This window comes from Streptomyces sp. NPDC041129 (assembly GCF_055592265.1).
Map to the genome: position 1 here is coordinate 1,040,335 of NZ_JBVIYV010000001.1, position 17,086 is coordinate 1,057,420.

The 17,086-nt window shown below is 70.8% G+C and carries 17 protein-coding genes; 13 read left to right on the top strand and 4 right to left on the bottom strand.

What is annotated here, in order from left to right; genetic code table 11:
- The 5 genes from ACZ6B1_RS04415 to ACZ6B1_RS04435 all read left to right on the top strand — a co-directional run bounded on the left by ACZ6B1_RS04415 (position 1) and on the right by ACZ6B1_RS04435 (position 4,990).
- Entirely contained in the window at positions 1-1,299 is a 1,299-nt protein-coding gene (locus ACZ6B1_RS04415; RefSeq protein ID WP_468774844.1) for an MFS transporter, read from the top strand.
- Positions 1,296-2,315, top strand: a complete 1,020-nt coding sequence (locus tag ACZ6B1_RS04420; RefSeq protein WP_468774845.1) for a TolB family protein — start codon at positions 1,296-1,298, stop codon at positions 2,313-2,315. The genes ACZ6B1_RS04415 and ACZ6B1_RS04420 overlap by 4 nt, the downstream gene beginning before the upstream one ends.
- A gap of 237 nt (positions 2,316-2,552) precedes the next feature.
- Complete coding sequence (locus tag ACZ6B1_RS04425; protein ID WP_468774847.1) at positions 2,553-3,500, top strand: DUF2637 domain-containing protein; 948 nt, start codon at positions 2,553-2,555, stop codon at positions 3,498-3,500.
- A gap of 117 nt (positions 3,501-3,617) precedes the next feature.
- Positions 3,618-4,046 (top strand): hypothetical protein, encoded by a 429-nt coding sequence (locus tag ACZ6B1_RS04430; RefSeq protein ID WP_468774848.1) that lies wholly within the window; start codon positions 3,618-3,620, stop codon positions 4,044-4,046.
- Positions 4,047-4,492: 446 nt separating this feature from the next.
- Entirely contained in the window at positions 4,493-4,990 is a 498-nt protein-coding gene (locus tag ACZ6B1_RS04435) for a hypothetical protein (RefSeq protein ID WP_468774850.1), read from the top strand.
- Between the two features lie 216 nt (positions 4,991-5,206).
- Here ACZ6B1_RS04435 and glnA read toward each other — a convergent pair whose 3' ends face one another.
- Complete coding sequence (gene glnA, locus ACZ6B1_RS04440; protein WP_199210301.1) at positions 5,207-6,568, bottom strand: type I glutamate--ammonia ligase; 1,362 nt, start codon at positions 6,566-6,568, stop codon at positions 5,207-5,209.
- Positions 6,569-6,921: 353 nt separating this feature from the next.
- Here glnA and ACZ6B1_RS04445 point away from each other — a divergent pair, with 353 nt between their 5' ends.
- Positions 6,922-8,109 (top strand): globin domain-containing protein, encoded by a 1,188-nt coding sequence (locus ACZ6B1_RS04445; protein WP_468774852.1) that lies wholly within the window; start codon positions 6,922-6,924, stop codon positions 8,107-8,109.
- Between the two features lie 110 nt (positions 8,110-8,219).
- On the opposite strand, the gene ACZ6B1_RS04450 is transcribed toward ACZ6B1_RS04445, so the two are convergent.
- Positions 8,220-8,675 carry an Rrf2 family transcriptional regulator gene (locus tag ACZ6B1_RS04450; protein WP_468774854.1) on the bottom strand — a complete coding sequence of 152 codons (456 nt, stop codon included), beginning with the start codon at positions 8,673-8,675 and terminating at the stop codon, positions 8,220-8,222.
- Between the two features lie 136 nt (positions 8,676-8,811).
- On the opposite strand from ACZ6B1_RS04450, the gene ACZ6B1_RS04455 reads away from it, so the two are divergent.
- From ACZ6B1_RS04455 to ACZ6B1_RS04470, 4 genes are all read left to right on the top strand, one after another.
- Positions 8,812-9,486 carry a DUF3105 domain-containing protein gene (locus tag ACZ6B1_RS04455; RefSeq protein WP_468774855.1) on the top strand — a complete coding sequence of 225 codons (675 nt, stop codon included), beginning with the start codon at positions 8,812-8,814 and terminating at the stop codon, positions 9,484-9,486.
- Positions 9,483-10,115 (top strand): DUF305 domain-containing protein, encoded by a 633-nt coding sequence (locus tag ACZ6B1_RS04460; protein WP_468774857.1) that lies wholly within the window; start codon positions 9,483-9,485, stop codon positions 10,113-10,115. Before ACZ6B1_RS04455 ends, ACZ6B1_RS04460 begins: the two co-directional genes overlap by 4 nt.
- A gap of 219 nt (positions 10,116-10,334) precedes the next feature.
- The gene (locus ACZ6B1_RS04465; RefSeq protein ID WP_468774859.1) at positions 10,335-12,278 is read left to right on the top strand and encodes a S53 family peptidase; all 1,944 of its coding nucleotides are present in this window, start codon (positions 10,335-10,337) and stop codon (positions 12,276-12,278) included.
- Between the two features lie 131 nt (positions 12,279-12,409).
- Entirely contained in the window at positions 12,410-14,458 is a 2,049-nt protein-coding gene (locus tag ACZ6B1_RS04470; RefSeq protein ID WP_468774861.1) for an NAD(+) synthase, read from the top strand.
- Here ACZ6B1_RS04470 and ACZ6B1_RS04475 read toward each other — a convergent pair.
- Positions 14,448-14,627 (bottom strand): DUF397 domain-containing protein, encoded by a 180-nt coding sequence (locus tag ACZ6B1_RS04475; protein WP_468774863.1) that lies wholly within the window; start codon positions 14,625-14,627, stop codon positions 14,448-14,450. The genes ACZ6B1_RS04470 and ACZ6B1_RS04475 overlap by 11 nt on opposite strands.
- A complete protein-coding gene (locus ACZ6B1_RS04480) occupies positions 14,620-15,483 on the bottom strand; it encodes a helix-turn-helix domain-containing protein (protein ID WP_468776024.1) in 864 nt (287 codons plus the stop codon). The genes ACZ6B1_RS04475 and ACZ6B1_RS04480 overlap by 8 nt, the downstream gene beginning before the upstream one ends.
- A 133-nt stretch (positions 15,484-15,616) precedes the next feature.
- Here ACZ6B1_RS04480 and ACZ6B1_RS04485 point away from each other — a divergent pair, with 133 nt between their 5' ends.
- The 3 genes from ACZ6B1_RS04485 to ACZ6B1_RS04495 are packed head-to-tail and all read left to right on the top strand — an operon-like array spanning position 15,617 to position 17,024.
- Positions 15,617-15,841, top strand: coding sequence for a hypothetical protein (locus ACZ6B1_RS04485; RefSeq protein WP_468774865.1), 225 nt, complete (start codon positions 15,617-15,619; stop codon positions 15,839-15,841).
- On the top strand, positions 15,838-16,263 hold the full coding sequence (locus ACZ6B1_RS04490; protein WP_468774867.1) for an ATP-binding protein: 426 nt from the start codon (positions 15,838-15,840) through the stop codon (positions 16,261-16,263). Before ACZ6B1_RS04485 ends, ACZ6B1_RS04490 begins: the two co-directional genes overlap by 4 nt.
- A complete protein-coding gene (locus ACZ6B1_RS04495) occupies positions 16,260-17,024 on the top strand; it encodes an aminoglycoside adenylyltransferase domain-containing protein (protein WP_468774868.1) in 765 nt (254 codons plus the stop codon). The genes ACZ6B1_RS04490 and ACZ6B1_RS04495 overlap by 4 nt, the downstream gene beginning before the upstream one ends.
- Positions 17,025-17,086: the final 62 nt, after the last annotated feature.

The following is a 17,086-nucleotide window of genomic DNA, read 5'->3' on the forward strand; positions in this document are numbered from 1 at the left end:
GTGTACGTAGCGGACAGCCGCGCCGGCACGCCGGCGTCCGCGGAAGGCGCCGTCCGGCCCGTGGCCGGGCGGCGCCGTGCCGCGGTCGCCCCCACGGTGCTCGCCCTCGGCACGGTCAGCCTGGTCACCGACGTGTCGTCCGAGATGGTCACGGCGGTGCTGCCGCTGTACCTGGTGGCCGGGCTCGGCCTGTCCCCGCTGGGCTTCGGCCTGCTCGACGGCATCCACAACGGCTTCTCCGCCCTCGTACGGCTGGTGGGCGGGCACCTGGCCGACCGGGGCGGCGGCCGGCACAAGTGGGTGGCGGAGCTGGGCTACGGCGTCTCGGCGCTGTGCAAGCCGCTGCTGCTGGTGGCGCACTCGCTCACGCCGATCGGGATGGTCCTGGCCGCCGACCGCACCGGCAAGGGGCTGCGCACGGCTCCCCGGGACGCGCTGATCTCGCTGTCCAGCACGCCGGAGACACGAGGCCGGGCGTTCGGGGTGCACCGCGCGATGGACACCGCGGGTGCCCTGCTCGGCCCACTGGCCGCCTTCCTGATCCTGCGGGCCACGGTGGACGGTTACGACGCGGTGTTCACGGTCAGCTTCTGCGTGGCGGTGACCGGGGTGCTGGTACTGGTGCTGTTCGTGCCGGGCGGCGGCCCCGCGGGGCCGGCCCCGGCCCCGGCCGAACGTCCCACGGTGCGCGCCGCGCTGGGCCTGCTGCGCCGCCGCGACCTGCGCCGCGTCACCGTCTGCGCGCTGCTGCTGGGCCTGGCCACGGTCAGCGACTCCTTCGTCTACCTGCTGCTGCAGCGCCGTCTCGGCGTGCCCGACCGCTGGTTCGCGCTGCTGCCGCTCGGCACCGCCGCCGCGTTCCTGCTGCTGGCGATGCCGCTGGGCCGGCTGGCGGACCGGGTGGGCCGCTGGGCGGTCTTCCTGGCCGGCCACGCGGCCCTGCTCCTCTGCTACGCCCTGCTGCTCACCTTTTGGCACGGCACCGCCCTTCCGTACCTCGTCCTGGCCCTGCACGGCACCTTCTACGCGGCCACCGACGGGGTGTTGATGGCGGCGGCCTCGGACGGCGTACCGGAGGCACTGCGCTCCTCGGGCCTGGCCGTGGTGCAGACCGGGCAGGCGCTGGCCCGGTTCGCCTGTTCGCTGCTGTTCGGCGCGGCCTGGACCGTGTGGGGCGACCGTGCGGCGCTGGCCGGGGCGACGGTCGCGCTGGCCGGGTGCGCGGCGTTCTCCCTCACCCTGCGCCCCGGGAACACCCCCCGCGTCCCGGGCACACCGGAAGGCACCGCCACCGCATGACCGCACGCACCCGCATCCTGATCCTGCTCACGGCCGTCGCGGTGCTGGCGGCGGTCGCCCTGGCGTCCGTGCTGCACGCGTCCGCGCGCGCGGACCGCCGCGACCGTACGCAGGCCGGCGGCCCCGCGGTCGCACCGGGTCCGGTGACGCTGACCGGGCACGGCCGGATGGTGTTCCGCAACATGGCGTGGGGCCCGCACCGCGACGAGCTGACCACGGTCCGGGCCGCCGACCCGTCCGGGCCGCGCACCGCCTCGGGCGTCAAGTGCCTGCGCTTCCACGCCGCCGCCGGCACCGGGGTCTGCCTGCAGGCCGTGCACGGCCCGGTCTCGGACACCTACCGCGCGCTGATCCTGGACGCGCGCCTGAAGGAACGGGCCCGCTACGACGTCCCCGGCATCCCCTCCCGGGCCCGGGTCTCCCCCACCGGGCACTTCGCCGCCTGGACGGCGTTCGTGGGCGGCGACTCGTACGCGGGCACCGACTTCTCCACCCGGGCGGCGATCGTCGACACCCGTACCGGCAGGCTGATCCCGACTCTGGAGTCCTTCCGGATCGTCAAGGACGGGCGCCCCTACCGGGCGGCCGACGTCAACTTCTGGGGCGTGACGTTCGCCGCCGACGACCGCACGTTCTACGCGACGCTGGCGACCGGGGGCAGCACCTACCTGGTGCGCGGCGATCTGGGCACCCGCACGGTCACCACCCTGCACGCGAACGTCGAGTGCCCGTCCCTCTCCCCCGACGGCACCCGCGTCGCCTACAAGAAGCGGGTCAGGGGCCTGCCCGAGGACGCCCCCTGGCGCCTGTACGTCCTGGACCTGCGCACGATGCGCGAGACGCCGCTGGCGGAGATCCGGAGCGTGGACGACCAGGCGCTGTGGCGGGACGACCACACGGTGGTGTACGCGCTGCCGGGCGACTACGGGGCCGATCTCTACGCGGTCCCGGCGGACGGGACCGGCACCTCCCGGCGCCTGCTGGCGGCGGGCCTGTCACCCGCGTTTCCGGGTTGAACGCCTTTTTAACGGAGTATTCGACTCTTCATCAGAAATGACGTCGGCATTGCTCTGTCCGGATCAGACTCACTCGAATGCCGCGCATCCGGAGGAGTTCGGCCGCGTTAGCGGAATATGACGAAAGCAAGGCGCTTGAGGATGCTCGAAGCGGCCCAGGGGGACCTCGGCCGGCGCCGGAACGACCAGGGACGCTCCGGCTGCCACGCGGCCGGCTGACGGGGGCGGATCTTTTCCGTGAACAACGAATACGCGGATTTCTATTCGACGGCCCCCCTGGAGGAGAGCTGGGACCCGGTCGAGGAACTCACCTATCTGCTGCAGGACGCCGCGAGCGCGCAGGCCGCACAGCAGACGGCCGCCGTGCCGCCCCCGCGCATCGGGCAGCAGTACGGCACGGAGCCGGTGTACGGCACCGCCGAACCGGTGTACGGCACCGGGGCCGCGTACGGGGGTGAGCCGTCCTACGGCACCGGCACTGTGTACGGAGGTGAGCCGTCGTACGGCGGGGGTGAGCCGTCCTACGGGGCCGAGCCGTCGTACGGGGCCGAGCCGTCGTACGCCACCGGGGCCGAACCGTCGTACGGGGGTGAGCCCTCGTACGGGGCCGAGGCGTCGTACGGGGCCGAGCGCGGCACCCGCGACCCGATGGAGAACCTGGCGCGGATCACCAGCGAACTTCCGCCCCTGCGGCGCCATCCCGCCGGGCACCGGAAGGTGCGGACGCGGAAACTGCGCATCACATGGCTCCAGACGGTCAGCTTCCTGATCGCCGCGCTCGCCGCCGTGATCGTGGCGATGGTGAGCGTCTTCGGCGGCCTGGCCGCCTACGCCCCGCTGCAGCACATCGCGGCCAGGACCCGGAGCGGCCCGTTGCACTGGTGGCCGCTGCTCGTCTACGGCCCCTGGATGGTGGCCTCTCTCTCCATCCTGCGGACCGCCCTGCACCGGCGGCGCGCCCTGCACTCCTGGTGCGTGGTGCTGCTGTTCTCCTCCGTCGCGATGACGCTGTGCGTGGCCGAGGCCGAGAGGTCGTTCACCGGGATGGCCGCGGCCGTCCTGCCGGCTCTCGCCGCCCTGACCTGCTTCCAGCAACTGGTCCGGCAGGTCACCCTGACCCGGCCACCGCGCCAGCGCATCTCCCGCCACCGGCAGCGTCCCACGCAGGGGGCCCGGGGCAGATGACCCGCACGACGGGCCACCGCCCCCGGTGGCCCGTCCGGGCGGCGGACCTCCCCGGACGGTGGTGTCACCGACGGTGCTGGATTGCGATCACACGGCCACCGTGAACCCATTCATCACATGATCAGACACGCGATGCGCACGCTCTGCGCCGCCGCCCTCGTGGCCGCCCCCCTCGCACTGACCGCGACGCCCGCACAGGCCCTGACGTCGTGCACGGTCAACGGCGTTCCCGTCTCCGGCACGACCGTCAGCGGGACCGCCGGCTCCGACTACATCAGCTGCGGCGCCCTCGCCCCGGGCGACAGCGTCAACGGCCTGGGCGGGTCCGACTACATCGCCATCAACGGCGTGGTCGCCGGCACCGTCGACGGTGGCGCCGGCGGTGACTCCGTCACGGCCAACTCCGGTACCACGTCGAGCGGCCGGGTCCTCGGCGGTGACGGCGGCGACTCCCTCTTCGTGGGTCCGAACGCCGGCACGGTCGACGGCGGGCCCGGGGCGGACTTCTGCCGGGTCGCCTCCGGCAACCCGCCCGTCAACTGCTGACAGGCCGTGCGGGGGTTCCCTATTCCTCCGGCTCCCAGGCCCGGAGCAGGTCGATGAGCCCGGCGTCCCCGTCGATCCGCACGGAGTCGGCCGGGACGCGGTCGTAGAAGAACAGGACCAGCTCACCGGCCGTGCCCCGGACGCAGACACCGGCGGGCTCGGGGCCCTCCCCGGCGGCGGCGTTCAGACGGCTGAACCGAGCGCCGTCGCCGTCCCGGCGCCGGGACAGCGCTTTTCCCGCCCACCAGGAGCGACCGCCCGCGCCCGAGGCAGCCGCGGCGACGGGGATGCGCTCTCCTCGGCGTGCTCAGGGGAGGGCGAGTCGATGTTCGGTCGAATCTTTCATCTGATCACCAGTGATCCGCTCGAGCCCTGCGCGTGCTTGGCCACGGTACGGCGATCCTGCCGACGTCGGAAACCGGCTGGAAGTATTGGGAAACTTCGTCATGACCTTGACCTATTCGAGCCTGCGGACGGCCCAGCTCGCCGGATGCTCCGTATTGGTGTCGGCGTTCCTGCTCGGCGCGTGCACAACGTCTGGCAGCGGTGAGGACAGTGCGGATTCTTCACAGTCGCCCGCACCGAGTTCGGCTCGGACGGCATCCAAGCCGTCGGAGCAAGAACTCAGCAAGCAGGCCCAGGCGGCTCTTGCCGCCGTCCACAGCGGCACGCCTGTCGAAGCCGGCGCGGAACGCGTAACCGACGGTATTCACAGCGAACCCACCCTGAGCAAGGGAAAGACCTACCGAATCAGCCTCGCATGCGCCGGAAACGGGACCGCGCAGCTGACCTTCGTGCCCGCGAACGCCGGCACGAAGACCACGGTGCCATGCGACAAGTCAGTGGTTCAGCAGCGGATCACCGCGGACAAGCCGGTCCGCATCAACGCCGACGGAACCAGGGGATCGACCGGCGTGATCGCCTGGCAGATCAACGCTCTGTAGCCCGATCACCGGCCCGCGGCCGGTGGCTTAAGCACTTACGAGCGCCTGGACGCGGGGAGCGCTGGTAGACAGAGTTCGATTGCTCAGGCCTCGTTCGTGTCGAGGCCGGACGGTGCCGGCGACGTGCGGCGGACCGGCTTCCACGCCGTGTGGCCGACCGCTACCAGCGGTCGGCCACACGGGATGATCAATGCCTTACAGCGCTCTGACCTGTCCTTACAGCACCGGCAGGTTCTTCCGCAGCTCGAACGCCGTCACCTCGGACCGGTACTCCTCCCACTCCGACTTCTTGTTGCGCAGGAAGAAGTCGAAGACGTGCTCGCCGAGGGTCTCGGCGACCAGGTCGCTGCTCTCCATCAGGGTCAGGGCCTCGCCGAGGTTCTGCGGGAGGGGCTCGATGCCCATCGCGCGGCGCTCGGCGTTGGACAGGGCCCAGACGTCGTCCTCGGCGCCGGGCGGGAGTTCGTAGCCCTCCTCGATGCCCTTCAGACCCGCCGCCAGGAGGACGGCGTACGCCAGGTACGGGTTGGTGCCGGAGTCCAGGGAGCGGACCTCCACGCGCGCGGAGCCGGTCTTGCCGGGCTTGTACATGGGCACGCGGACCAGGGCCGAGCGGTTGTTGTGGCCCCAGCAGATATAGGAGGGGGCCTCGCCGCCGGCGCCCGCCGTGCGCTCGGAGCCGCCCCAGATGCGCTTGTAGGAGTTCACCCACTGGTTGGTGACCGCGGAGATCTCCGCCGCGTGCCTGAGCAGGCCCGCGATGAAGGAGCGGCCGACCTTGGAGAGCTGGTACTCGGCGCCCGACTCGTAGAACGCGTTGCGGTCCCCCTCGAAGAGGGACAGGTGGGTGTGCATGCCGGAGCCGGGGAACTCCGAGAACGGCTTCGGCATGAAGGTCGCCTGCACCCCCTGCTCCAGCGCCACCTGCTTCATGACCAGGCGGAACGTCATGATGTTGTCCGCCGTGGACAGGGCGTCGGCGTAGCGCAGGTCGATCTCCTGCTGGCCGGGGGCGCCCTCGTGGTGGGAGAACTCCACCGAGATGCCCATCGACTCCAGCATGGTGATCGCCTGCCGGCGGAAGTCCATGCCCACGTTCTGCGGGGTGTGGTCGAAGTAGCCCGAGTTGTCGGCCGGGGTCGGCCGGGAGCCGTCGACGGGCTTGTCCTTGAGCAGGTAGAACTCGATCTCGGGGTGGGTGTAGAAGGTGAAGCCCAGGTCGGAGGTCTTGGCCAGAGCGCGCTTGAGGACGTAGCGCGGGTCGGCGAAGGACGGGGATCCGTCGGGCATCAGGATGTCGCAGAACATCCGGGCGGTGCCGGGGGCCTCGGCGCGCCAGGGCAGGATCTGGAAGGTGGAGGGGTCCGGCTTGGCGATCATGTCGGACTCGTAGACCCGGGCGAAGCCCTCGATGGCGGAGCCGTCGAAGCCGATGCCCTCGTCGAAGGCCTGCTCCAGCTCGGCCGGAGCCACGGCCACGGACTTGAGGAAGCCCAGCACGTCCGTGAACCACAGGCGTACGAACCGGATGTCGCGCTCCTCCAACGTCCGGAGCACGAACTCCTGCTGCTTGTCCATCTTCCGCTTCCCCATCCTTGCTGGTCAGGCCGCCCGGTTTCCCGCATCGCGGGGCAGGCGGTCGGGCACCTGAGCATCACACCACAACACCGTTTCACGTGCGTTGCGGACCTTGATCGCCCGGGCGTCCTCGGCCTGAACGCCTCACATACGGCAGGTGTACCGCTCTGCCGCCCATCTTGCCTGCCCGGGGCGGCATCCGTAATGGCCGGTCCCCCTCAATGGCCGGTCCCCCTTCGGTCGTGACCGACACCACCGTCTTTAATTTGCATCCCAGATGCAAGTTTACCTACCGTTCTGATCAGCCGAGCGATCGAGCGAGTCGAAGCGATCGAGCCCATCGAGGAGTCCTGATGCTGTCCGAGCAGTCAGCAGCCACCGTCCGCGCCACCCTGCCCGCCGTCGGCGCGGCCATCGGGGAGATCACCGAGCGCTTCTACGTCCGGCTGTTCGAGGCCCACCCCGAACTGCTGCGGGACCTGTTCAACCGCGGCAACCAGGCCGCCGGCATCCAGAAGCAGGCCCTGGCCGCCTCCATCGCCGCCTTCGCCACGTACCTGGTGGACAACCCCGAGCAGCGGCCCGACGCGATGCTCGAGCGGATCGCCCACAAGCACGCCTCGCTGGGCATCGTCCCGGAGCAGTACCCGATAGTCCACGAGCACCTGTTCGCCGCCATCGCCGAGATCCTGGGCGACGCGGTCACCCCCGAGGTCGCCGCCGCCTGGACCGACGCCTACTGGCTGATGGCCAACGCCCTCATCGCCATCGAGAAGCGGCTGTACGCCCGGAGCGAGCAGCGCGGCTGGCGCGAGTGGAAGGTCGTCGAGCGGACCGACGAGACCGCCGACGTCGCGAGCTTCAGGCTCCGCCCGGTGGACGACGGCCCGGTGCCCGGCTACCGCGCCGGCCAGTACGTCTCGGTCGGCGTCACGCTCGCGGACGGTGCCCGACAGATCCGCCAGTACAGCCTGACCGCGACCCCCGGCTCGCCGGAGCGGCAGTTCGCCGTCAAGCGGGTGACCGGCGACGGCACCGCGCCCGACGGCGAGGTCTCCAACCACCTGCACGCCCACGTGCGCGAGGGCGGCGTCCTGCGGCTCTCCGCGCCCTACGGCGCCCTGGTCCTGCAGGACACCGGGGCGCCGCTGCTGCTCGCGTCCGCCGGTATCGGCGTCACCCCGATGATCGCCATGCTGGAGCAGCTCGTCCTCACCGGCCACCGGGCCCCGGTGACCGTGGTGCACGCCGACCGCTCCCCCGCCGCGCACACCCTGCGCTCCGACCACGAGGCGTACACGGCGAAGCTGCCCGACGCCGAGCCGGTCTTCTTCTACGAGCAGGATGCCGAGGGCGCCGGGCGGCCCGGCCTGGTCGACCTGTCGGACGTCGACGTCCCGGCCGGCACGCACGCCTACCTCTGCGGCCCGCTGCCCTTCATGCGCGCGGTGCGCGCCCAGCTCGTCGACAAGGGCGTGGCCCCCGCCGACATTCACTACGAGGTGTTCGGCCCGGACCTCTGGCTCGCCGACGCCGCCTGACCCGGACGAGCGCGAAGGGCGCCCCGCGGGACCCCACCGGCCCCGCGGGGCGCCCTTCCGTGTCACCGGGCACCTCGCCCGCCCCCCTGCCGGAGCCGCGGCGCGCTCCCCTACCGGGGCTGCGGCGCCCGGCCGATCTCCAGCAGCAGCGGAGCCGTCGGGTCGACGACGATGTCCTGCACCGTCACCGGGTCCAGCGCCGCGTAGAACGCCTCCTGGGCCCGGCGCAGCGCGCCCCGCAGCCGGCAGCCAGAGTTCAGCGGGCACGGTGCGACGCCCTGGCCGGCGCCGTCGCAGTCGACGACGTCGCCGTCCCCCTCGAAGGCGCGCACCACGGCGCCCACCGACGCCGTGCGCCCCTTTCCGGTCAGACTCAGGCCGCCGCCCCGGCCGCGGCGGGCGTCGACCAGCCCCATGTGCTGGAGCTCGGCGACGACCTTGGCCGCGTGGGTGTAGGGCACGTCCATGTCCCCCGCGACCTGACGTGTCGTGGGGCTGGTCCCGTCGGCGACGGTGAGTCGCATGAGGACCCGCAGGGCCAGGTCGGTGGAGCGCAGCAGCCGCATACCACGAGGGTAGGTAATGCGCATCATGGGTTCAAATTATTCGGTTCCCGTGCCCTCGCTGCGGAACGGGACCGCGAGCGCACTACGATCGGCGAGCCCCATCGTCCACGCCCCTTTCCCCAGAAGGACACGCCTCATGGGTTCCGCCAAGAACAGCAGCGCCGCGCGCAAGGCACGCATCGAGGAGATGCGGCGCGCCGAGCATGCCCGCGCGCGCCGCAACCGGGTGCTCACCGTCGCCGCCAGCGTGGTGGTCGTCGCCGGCCTCGCCGTCGGCGGTGTGGTGCTGGTGAACTCGCAGTCCGGCAAGAAGGACTCGGCGGCGAGCGGCGACGCCAAGAACTCCGGTGACTCGGGGCACTTCACCACCGGCGCGGACGGGGTGCGGACCTGGTCCGGGAAGCTGTCGCGGACGCACGTCACCAGCAAGGTGTCGTACCCGATGCACCCGCCGGTCGGCGGCAACCACAACCCGGTGTGGCTCAACTGCAACGGCGACGTCTACACCGAGCCGGTGCAGGACGAGAACGCCGTGCACGCGCTGGAGCACGGCGCGGTCTGGGTGACGTACACCGGCAAGGCCGCGAAGGCGGACGTCGAGGCGCTCTCGGCGAAGGTGAAGAAGACGCCGTACTCGCTGATGAGCCCGTACGCGAACCAGGCCGCCCCGATCATCCTGTCCGCGTGGGGCCACCAGGTGACCGTGAAGAGCGCGAGCGACCCCGAGGTGGACAAGTTCTTCGCCACGTACGTGCAGGGCAAGCAGACGCCCGAGCCGGGCGCCTCGTGCACCGGTGGGGCGATGAAGTGAGGCGGCAGCACGTCGGCTGGGCGGCGGGCGCGGCCGCGGCGGTGCTCGTCGCGGCCGGCGCGATCACCTACGCCGTGGCCGAGGACACGGGCGGGACGGACACGAGGACGCCGACGGCCGAGTCCGCCGACGCCGGGTTCGCGCGGGACATGGCCGTCCACCACCAGCAGGCCGTCGAGATGTCGTACATCGTGCGGGACCGCACGAAGAACGAGGAGGTGCGCCGCCTCGCCTACGACATCGCGCAGACCCAGGCCAACCAGCGCGGCATGCTGCTGGGCTGGCTGGACCTGTGGGGGCTGCCGAAGGTGTCCGCCGACCCGCCGATGACCTGGATGGGCATGGGCGACATGCCCGCCGGCAAGGACGGCGCGCTGATGCCGGGGATGGCGACCAACGCCGAGCTGAAGAAGCTCGGCACGCTCGACGGCAAGCAGGCGGAGGTCTTCTACCTCCAGCTCATGACGGACCATCACAAGGGCGGCGTCCACATGGCCCAGGGCTGTGCCGCCAAGTGCACGGTCGGGGTGGAGAAGCGGCTCGCGCAGGGCATGGTCGAGGCGCAGCGGTCGGAAATCGAGCTGATGGCCGGAATGCTCAAGGAGCGTGGCGCACAGCCCCGTTCATAGCATCACCATCCGGACTCTCATCATAAAAACCTCAAATCACCTTGAATGAAGGTTCTTTGAGCTTCTCTTGACCTCTGCGTTCCCCTGGCATGAACGGTTCATCGCAAGAGTGGCCATCGTCGTGTGATCCATTCGCCGGTCCGAACCGCCGCGGGTCGGTGCGTACGTCCACGACGTACCAGCCACTACATGCATGCGAACCGCATCGCAGGGGGTTCTATGAGATCCAACCGCGCCAAGATGCGCGCCGGCGTGAGCATGGCAGCGACGCTGCCGATGATCGCCGGCGCGCTGGCGCTGGGCATACCCACGGCGCACGCCGCGGACGGCCCGGCCCGTGACGCGCTGAAGGGCACCAGGCCCACGTGGGCCACCGCCACGGCGGACAAGGGTGCCACCTCGAACGACGCCCAGGTCAAGGCCCGGGTCTATCTGGCGGGACGGGACTCGGCGGGACTGGCGGCCTACGCCAAGGCCGTGTCCGACCCGAACTCGCCGCTCTACGGCAAGTTCCTCAGCGCCAAGAAGGCGCAGGCCCGCTTCGGGGCCACCAAGGCCCAGGTGGCCGCCGTCAAGTCCTGGCTGAAGTCGGCCGGCCTGACGGTCACCGGGGTCACCTCGCACTACGTCGCCGTCTCCGGTGACGTGGCCGCCGCCGAGAAGGCGTTCGGCACCCAGTTCCACAACTTCGCCAAGGGCTCGAAGACCTACCGCGCCCCGGCGAAGACCGCGTCCGCGCCGGCCGGCCTGAAGGGCGCCGTCCTGACCGTCACGGGTCTGGACAACGCCCCGCACAAGGCGCACCACAAGGACCAGCTTCCGCCGCCGGACGCCGTGTTCAAGAACTCCGGGCCGTTCTCCTCGTACTACGGCTCGAAGACCGCGAGCACGCTGCCGGACGCGTACGGCCAGAAGGTCCCGTACGCGATCAAGGGTTACACCGGCAAGCAGCTGCGCGCCGCCTACGGCGCCGGCACGTACACCGGCAAGCACGTGCGCATCGCCATCACCGACGCGTACGCCTCGCCGACCATCGCCTTCGACGCGGGCAAGTACGCGGTGAAGAACGGTGACGCGGCCTGGAAGACCGGTCAGCTCCACCAGGTGCTGCCGAAGAACTACACGAAGACCGAGGAGTGCGGCGCGGCCGGCTGGTACGGCGAGGAGACCCTCGACGTCGAGGCCGTGCACGCGGTGGCGCCGGACGCCGACGTCACGTACGTGGGCGCCGCGTCCTGCTACGACGACGACCTGCTGGACTCGCTCAGCAAGATCGTCGACGGTCACCTGGCCGACATCGTCTCCAACTCCTGGGGCGACATCGAGGCCAACCAGACGCCGGACCTCCTGGCCGCCTACGACCAGGTGTTCCAGCTCGGCGCGGTGCAGGGCATCGGCTTCTACTTCTCCTCCGGTGACGACGGCGACGAGGTCGCCAACACCGGTGTGAAGCAGGTCGACACCCCGGCCAACTCCTCGTGGGTGACCGCGGTCGGCGGTACCTCGCTGGCCGTCGGCAAGGGCGACGAGTACCAGTGGGAGACCGGCTGGGGCACCGAGAAGGCGACCCTGTCGGCCGACGGCAAGAGCTGGACGGGCTTCCCGGGCGCCTACACCTCGGGCGCGGGCGGCGGCACCAGCAGGACCGTGCCGCAGCCGTACTACCAGAAGAACGTCGTCCCGAAGGCGCTCGCCACGGCCAACAACGCCGCCGGCAACCGCGTCGTCCCGGACATCGCGGCCATCGCGGACCCGAACACGGGCTTCCTGGTCGGCCAGACCCAGACCTTCCCCGACGGCACCGAGCAGTACAGCGAGTACCGCATCGGCGGCACCTCGCTGGCCGCCCCGGTGATCGCGGCGGTCCAGGCCCTGGCCCAGGAGGCGCGCGGCGGCAAGGCGCTCGGCTTCGCCAACCCGGCGATCTACGCGAAGTACGGCAAGAAGGGCGTCTTCCACGACGTCACGGACAACCCGACGGGCTCCGGCCTGGCGGTCGCCCGGATCGACTTCGTGAACGGCTTCGACGCCGCCGACGGCCTCGCGACCTCGGTCCGCAGCCTTGGCAAGGACAGCTCGCTGTCCGCGGTGAAGGGCTACGACGACGTCACCGGCGTGGGCTCGCCCGCTGACGGCTACGTCCAGTCGTACCGGCGTCACTGATCATCTGACCCGCCAGAAGGGGCGTGGGGTGCGTGCACCCCACGCCCCTTCGTCGTCCCCTTCGCCGTCCGGGGGCGCGGCACACACCCCCGCACCCCCCATCGTGTCGCTCTGACGATTACACTGGGCGTGTGCCTCCGTTGAACTTCTGGTCGATCTATCAGCATGGCTTCGCACGGGTTGCCGCGTGCACGGGTCACACCGTCATCGCGGATCCGCACGCCAACGCCGAAGCGGTCCTGCGTCACGCACGCCGGTGCGCCGGGGAGGGCGTCGCCGTGGCCGTCTTCCCGGAGATGGTGCTGTGCGGCTACTCCATCGAGGACCTGCTGCTCCAGGACGCCCTGCTCGACCAGGTCGAGGCGGCGCTGCAGGAGGTGGTCGCGGGGTCGGCGGACCTGTTGCCGGTCCTGGTGGTCGGTGCCCCGCTGCGCCACCGCAACCGGGTCTACAACTGCGCGGTGATCGTGCACCGCGGCCGGGTCCTCGGCGTCGTGCCGAAGTCGTACCCGCCGAACTACCGGGAGTTCTACGAGCGCCGGCAGATCGGCGACGGCGCCGACGAGCGCGGCGGATCGATCCGGCTCGGCGGCGAGAGCGTGCCGTTCGGCGTGGACCTGCTGTTCGCGGCCGAGGACGTGCCCGGTCTGGTGCTGCACGCGGAGATCTGCGAGGACATGTGGGTGCCGGTGCCGCCCAGCGCGGAGGCGGCCCTCGCAGGCGCGACCGTCCTGGTCAACCTCTCGGGCAGCCCGATCACGGTCGGCCGGGCCGAGGACCGCAAGCTGCTGTGCCGCTCGGCGTCCTCCCGCTGCCTGGCCGCGTACGTCTACGCGGCGGCCGGTCTCGGCGAGTCGACCACCGACCTGTCCTGGGACGGCCAGGCGATGGTCTACGAGAACGGCCTGCTGCTGGCCGAGACCGAGCGGTTCCCGCTCGGCGACAGCTACGCGGTGGCCGACGTGGACCTCGACCTGCTTCGGCAGGAGCGGCAGCGGATGGGCACGTTCGACGACAACCGCCGTACCCACAAGGCGCGCACCGACGACTTCCGGACGGTCGCCTTCGAACTCGATCCGCCCCGAACCGACCTGGGCCTGCGCCGCCGCCTGGAGCGTTTCCCGTTCGTGCCGGCCGACGCCGACCGCCTCGCGCAGGACTGCTACGAGGCCTACAACATCCAGGTCGAGGGCCTCCAGCAGCGGCTGGCGGCGATCGGCGGCCCGAAGGTGGTCATCGGGGTGTCCGGCGGCCTGGACTCCACGCACGCGCTGATCGTCGCCGCCCGCGCGATGGACCGCGCGGGCCGCCCGCGCAGCGACATCCTGGCCTGGACCCTGCCCGGCTTCGCCACCAGCGACCACACCAAGGACAACGCCCACAAGCTGATGGAATCGCTCGGGGTCACCGCCGCCGAGCTGGACATCACGCCGACCGCGCGGCTGATGCTGCGGGAGATGGGCCACCCGTTCGCCTCCGGCGAGCCGGTGTACGACGTCACCTTCGAGAACGTGCAGGCCGGTCTGCGCACGGACTACCTCTTCCGGCTGGCCAACCAGCGCGGTGGCATCGTGCTCGGCACCGGAGACCTCTCGGAGCTCGCGCTCGGCTGGTCGACGTACGGCGTCGGCGACCAGATGAGCCACTACAACGTCAACTCCGGTGTGCCGAAGACGCTGATCCAGCATCTGATCCGCTGGGTCATCAGCAGCGGCCAGTTCGGTGAGGAGACCGGCCGGACGCTCGCCGCGATCCTCGACACCGAGATCAGCCCGGAGCTGGTCCCGGGCGAGGAGATGCAGTCGACGGAGTCGAAGATCGGCCCGTACGCGCTGCACGACTTCACTCTCTTCCACGTGCTGCGCTACGGATTCCGGCCGTCGAAGATCGCCTTCCTGGCCTGGCACGCCTGGCACGACCCGGACTCCGGTGACTGGCCGCCGAACTTCCCGGAGGCCAAGCGGGTGGCGTACGAACTGCCGGAGATCCGGCGCTGGCTGGAGGTCTTCTGCCGTCGCTTCTTCGGGTTCGCCCAGTTCAAGCGCTCGGCCATGCCGAACGGCCCGAAGGTCTCGGCCGGCGGCTCCCTCTCCCCGCGCGGCGACTGGCGCGCCCCGTCCGACGGCAACGCGCGCGCCTGGCTGCGGGACCTGGCCCGCTTCGACGACCTTACGACTTGAGCGCGTCGACGAAGGGGGCCCAGGCGGCCGCGCCGATGAGGAGGGCGGGGCCGTCGGGGCGCTTGGAGTCGCGGACGGGGACCAGGCCGGGGATGTTGTGGGCGACTTCCAGGCAGTTGCCGCCGCTTTCGTTGCTGTAGCTGCTCTTGAGCCAGAGCGCTTCACTCAAGTCGATCCGGGTGCATGCCATTTCGATAATCCTCTGCCGCTGCCTTGATCATGGCGAGGGACGTGTCTGGTGACAGCGCAACGGCCCTCAGGTGATCGTAGGCCTTGCGGTACTGCTCCACGAGGGCCGGATCGTCGACGGTGTCTCCGCTGTAGGAGGCCTCGGTGTAGACCAGCGGCGGGGCATCCGGGAACGTCATGGTCATGATGGAGGCGGCCATCAGCGGATACGCCCTTTGTTTCCGCGGAACGATCTGCGGAGTGATCCGGCGCCGGTCCGCCAACTCCACGATGCGGTCTAGCTGCGCAGCCGTGTCCTCGGCCTCCAAGAGCGGTTCAGTGAGCAGTGACTCGTGCAGGATGACCCAGTACTCCGGAGTGCGGTGATCCACCTCGAAGAGGTCGGCGCGCGCCATGCGGGCATCGACCTTCTCCTTCACCTCGGCCTCGAGAGACAGCGGGAGGCCCGCCAGAATGACGGCCCGTGCGTACGCCGGGGTTTGGAGCAATCCCGGGAACACGTTGGGGCTCCACTCCTCGATGGTCCTGGCGTGCTTCTCCGCCTCCAGGACCTTCTCGAAGTACTCGGCGTGCCCAGCGCGCCGCGCCCTCCGAACATCCTCACAGTGCCGTTCGAAGTAGCCGTCGGTGCCCAGTACCCGGTCCACGTGCCGGGCCAGATCCATCGGCATGCGCCGCTTGCCGTGTTCGATGTCGCTGAGGTGTGACTTGCCGTAGAAGCTGCCCTCGACCAACCGCTCCAGCGAGAGTCCCGCAGCCTCCCGCTGCCACCTCAACTCCTTGCCGTAGAAGTCGGGGACGCTGACCGAACCGTCGATGTCCTTGCGCCGGACCACGTGCTCACCGCCGTAACTCATCCTGCCGTTTCCGCTGCTCGCGTCGCGGACGCGAACCCTCTTCCACGGTAGCGAGCCGGACGACACTCTGTGAGGTGTTCGTAACTCACCGCACAGAAGGCCGAAGCCCCCCATGCCCGACCACTCCCCCACCGCCTACGACGTCACCCTCTGCGTGGAGAACCTGCGCACCGCCCTCGCCCTGCACGGCATCACGCTGCCCTCGCTGCGCGTCGACCTGCCGAGCCTCGCCGGTTCGTACACGCCGCCCGCCGGCCTCGTCGCGCTCGGGAACTGCAACACGGCCACGGCCCAGGCACTCGCCGCCGCCCTGCGCGGGACGGCGGCGGAGCGATGACCTTCGAACTCGACCTGCTCGCCACCCCGAAGGCCGTACCGGAGCTGCGCCACCGCCTGCGCGCCCTCGACCACGAAGTGCGCCTGTGCGCGACGGAGTTACTGACCAACGTCATCGATCACCTCGGCGAGGGCACTCCGGTCACGGTCCGAGTGACCGGCACCCCCCACGGTCACACCCGCGTCGAGGTCACCGACCCCGACGCACGCGCCCTTCCCGTTCTCCTAGCGGCCACCGACACCGCCGAATCCGGCCGTGGCCTGACCCTGATCGACGCCCTCGCCCAGCGCTGGGGCGTGGACCAGGGCCCGGACCACAAGACGGTCTGGTGCGAACTGCCCGGACACGGGGGCCGACTTGAGCCGCCGGTCACGGAAAACGCCGTGCGGCCGGACGGGCGACCCCGGACACTGGCGCGGTGAATCAGACGCAGGAGATCGCGAAGCTGCTCGACGGCGTGCTGGGCCCGGATGCCATCGGCACCTACCTCCACGGTTCCTCGGTGCTCGGCGGCCTCAGACCGGCCAGCGATGTGGACCTGCTGGTCGTCTCCCGACGGTCGATGTCCGAGCGGAAGCGGCGGACGCTGCTCGAGGGACTGCTCCCGCTCTCCGGCTCCGGGAACAAGGCCCACCCGGTCGAGCTCACCGTGGTCGTCCAGTCAGAGGTCCGGCCGTGGCGGTACGCGCCGACCTGCGACTTTCTCTACGGCGAGTGGCTGCGCGCCGAGTACGACGCCGGGCGGGTACCCCGTCCGGAGCCGATGCCCGACCTGGCCCTGGCGATCAGCATGACGCTGGTCGGTGACCACGCGCTCACGGGCCCCCCTCCGGCACGGGTTCTGGCCTCCGTCCCGCCCGCCGACCTGGTCCGGGCGAGTCTGGCGGGCATCCCCGGCCTGCTCGACAACCTGGCCGGCGACACCCGTAACGTCCTGCTGACCTTCGCCCGCATCTGGACCACGCTGGCCACCGGCAGGATCGTGTCGAAGGACAGTGCCGCCGACTGGGCTCTCGCCCGTCTCCCGCCCGAGCACCGCCCCGTCCTCGCGCACGCCAGGCACCTGTACCTCGACTGCCGCTACTCCGAGGAGAGCTGGAGCGACGAGTCGCGGGCACAGGTCCGCCCGCATGTGGACCATGTGCTCGCCCAGATCGACCGGCTGCGCACCCGTACCTCATGAAGGAGTGGCTCGACCACATCGCGTACTGGGCCGGCCCTGGCTCGCCAGGCGCCAGAACGTCC

What these genes read in the sequence shown, in the direction of transcription:
- ACZ6B1_RS04430 (WP_468774848.1), top strand. Translation starts at nt 3,618, where the DNA reads ATGATCAGACACGCGATGCGCACGCTCTGCGCCGCCGCCCTCGTGGCC.
- ACZ6B1_RS04490 (WP_468774867.1), top strand. Translation starts at nt 15,838, where the DNA reads ATGACCTTCGAACTCGACCTGCTCGCCACCCCGAAGGCCGTACCGGAG.
- ACZ6B1_RS04420 (WP_468774845.1), top strand. Translation starts at nt 1,296, where the DNA reads ATGACCGCACGCACCCGCATCCTGATCCTGCTCACGGCCGTCGCGGTG.
- ACZ6B1_RS04445 (WP_468774852.1), top strand. Translation starts at nt 6,922, where the DNA reads ATGCTGTCCGAGCAGTCAGCAGCCACCGTCCGCGCCACCCTGCCCGCC.
- ACZ6B1_RS04465 (WP_468774859.1), top strand. Translation starts at nt 10,335, where the DNA reads ATGAGATCCAACCGCGCCAAGATGCGCGCCGGCGTGAGCATGGCAGCG.
- ACZ6B1_RS04450 (WP_468774854.1), bottom strand. Translation starts at nt 8,675, where the DNA reads ATGCGGCTGCTGCGCTCCACCGACCTGGCCCTGCGGGTCCTCATGCGA.
- ACZ6B1_RS04485 (WP_468774865.1), top strand. Translation starts at nt 15,617, where the DNA reads ATGCCCGACCACTCCCCCACCGCCTACGACGTCACCCTCTGCGTGGAG.
- ACZ6B1_RS04435 (WP_468774850.1), top strand. Translation starts at nt 4,493, where the DNA reads ATGACCTTGACCTATTCGAGCCTGCGGACGGCCCAGCTCGCCGGATGC.
- ACZ6B1_RS04455 (WP_468774855.1), top strand. Translation starts at nt 8,812, where the DNA reads ATGGGTTCCGCCAAGAACAGCAGCGCCGCGCGCAAGGCACGCATCGAG.
- glnA (WP_199210301.1), bottom strand. Translation starts at nt 6,568, where the DNA reads ATGGACAAGCAGCAGGAGTTCGTGCTCCGGACGTTGGAGGAGCGCGAC.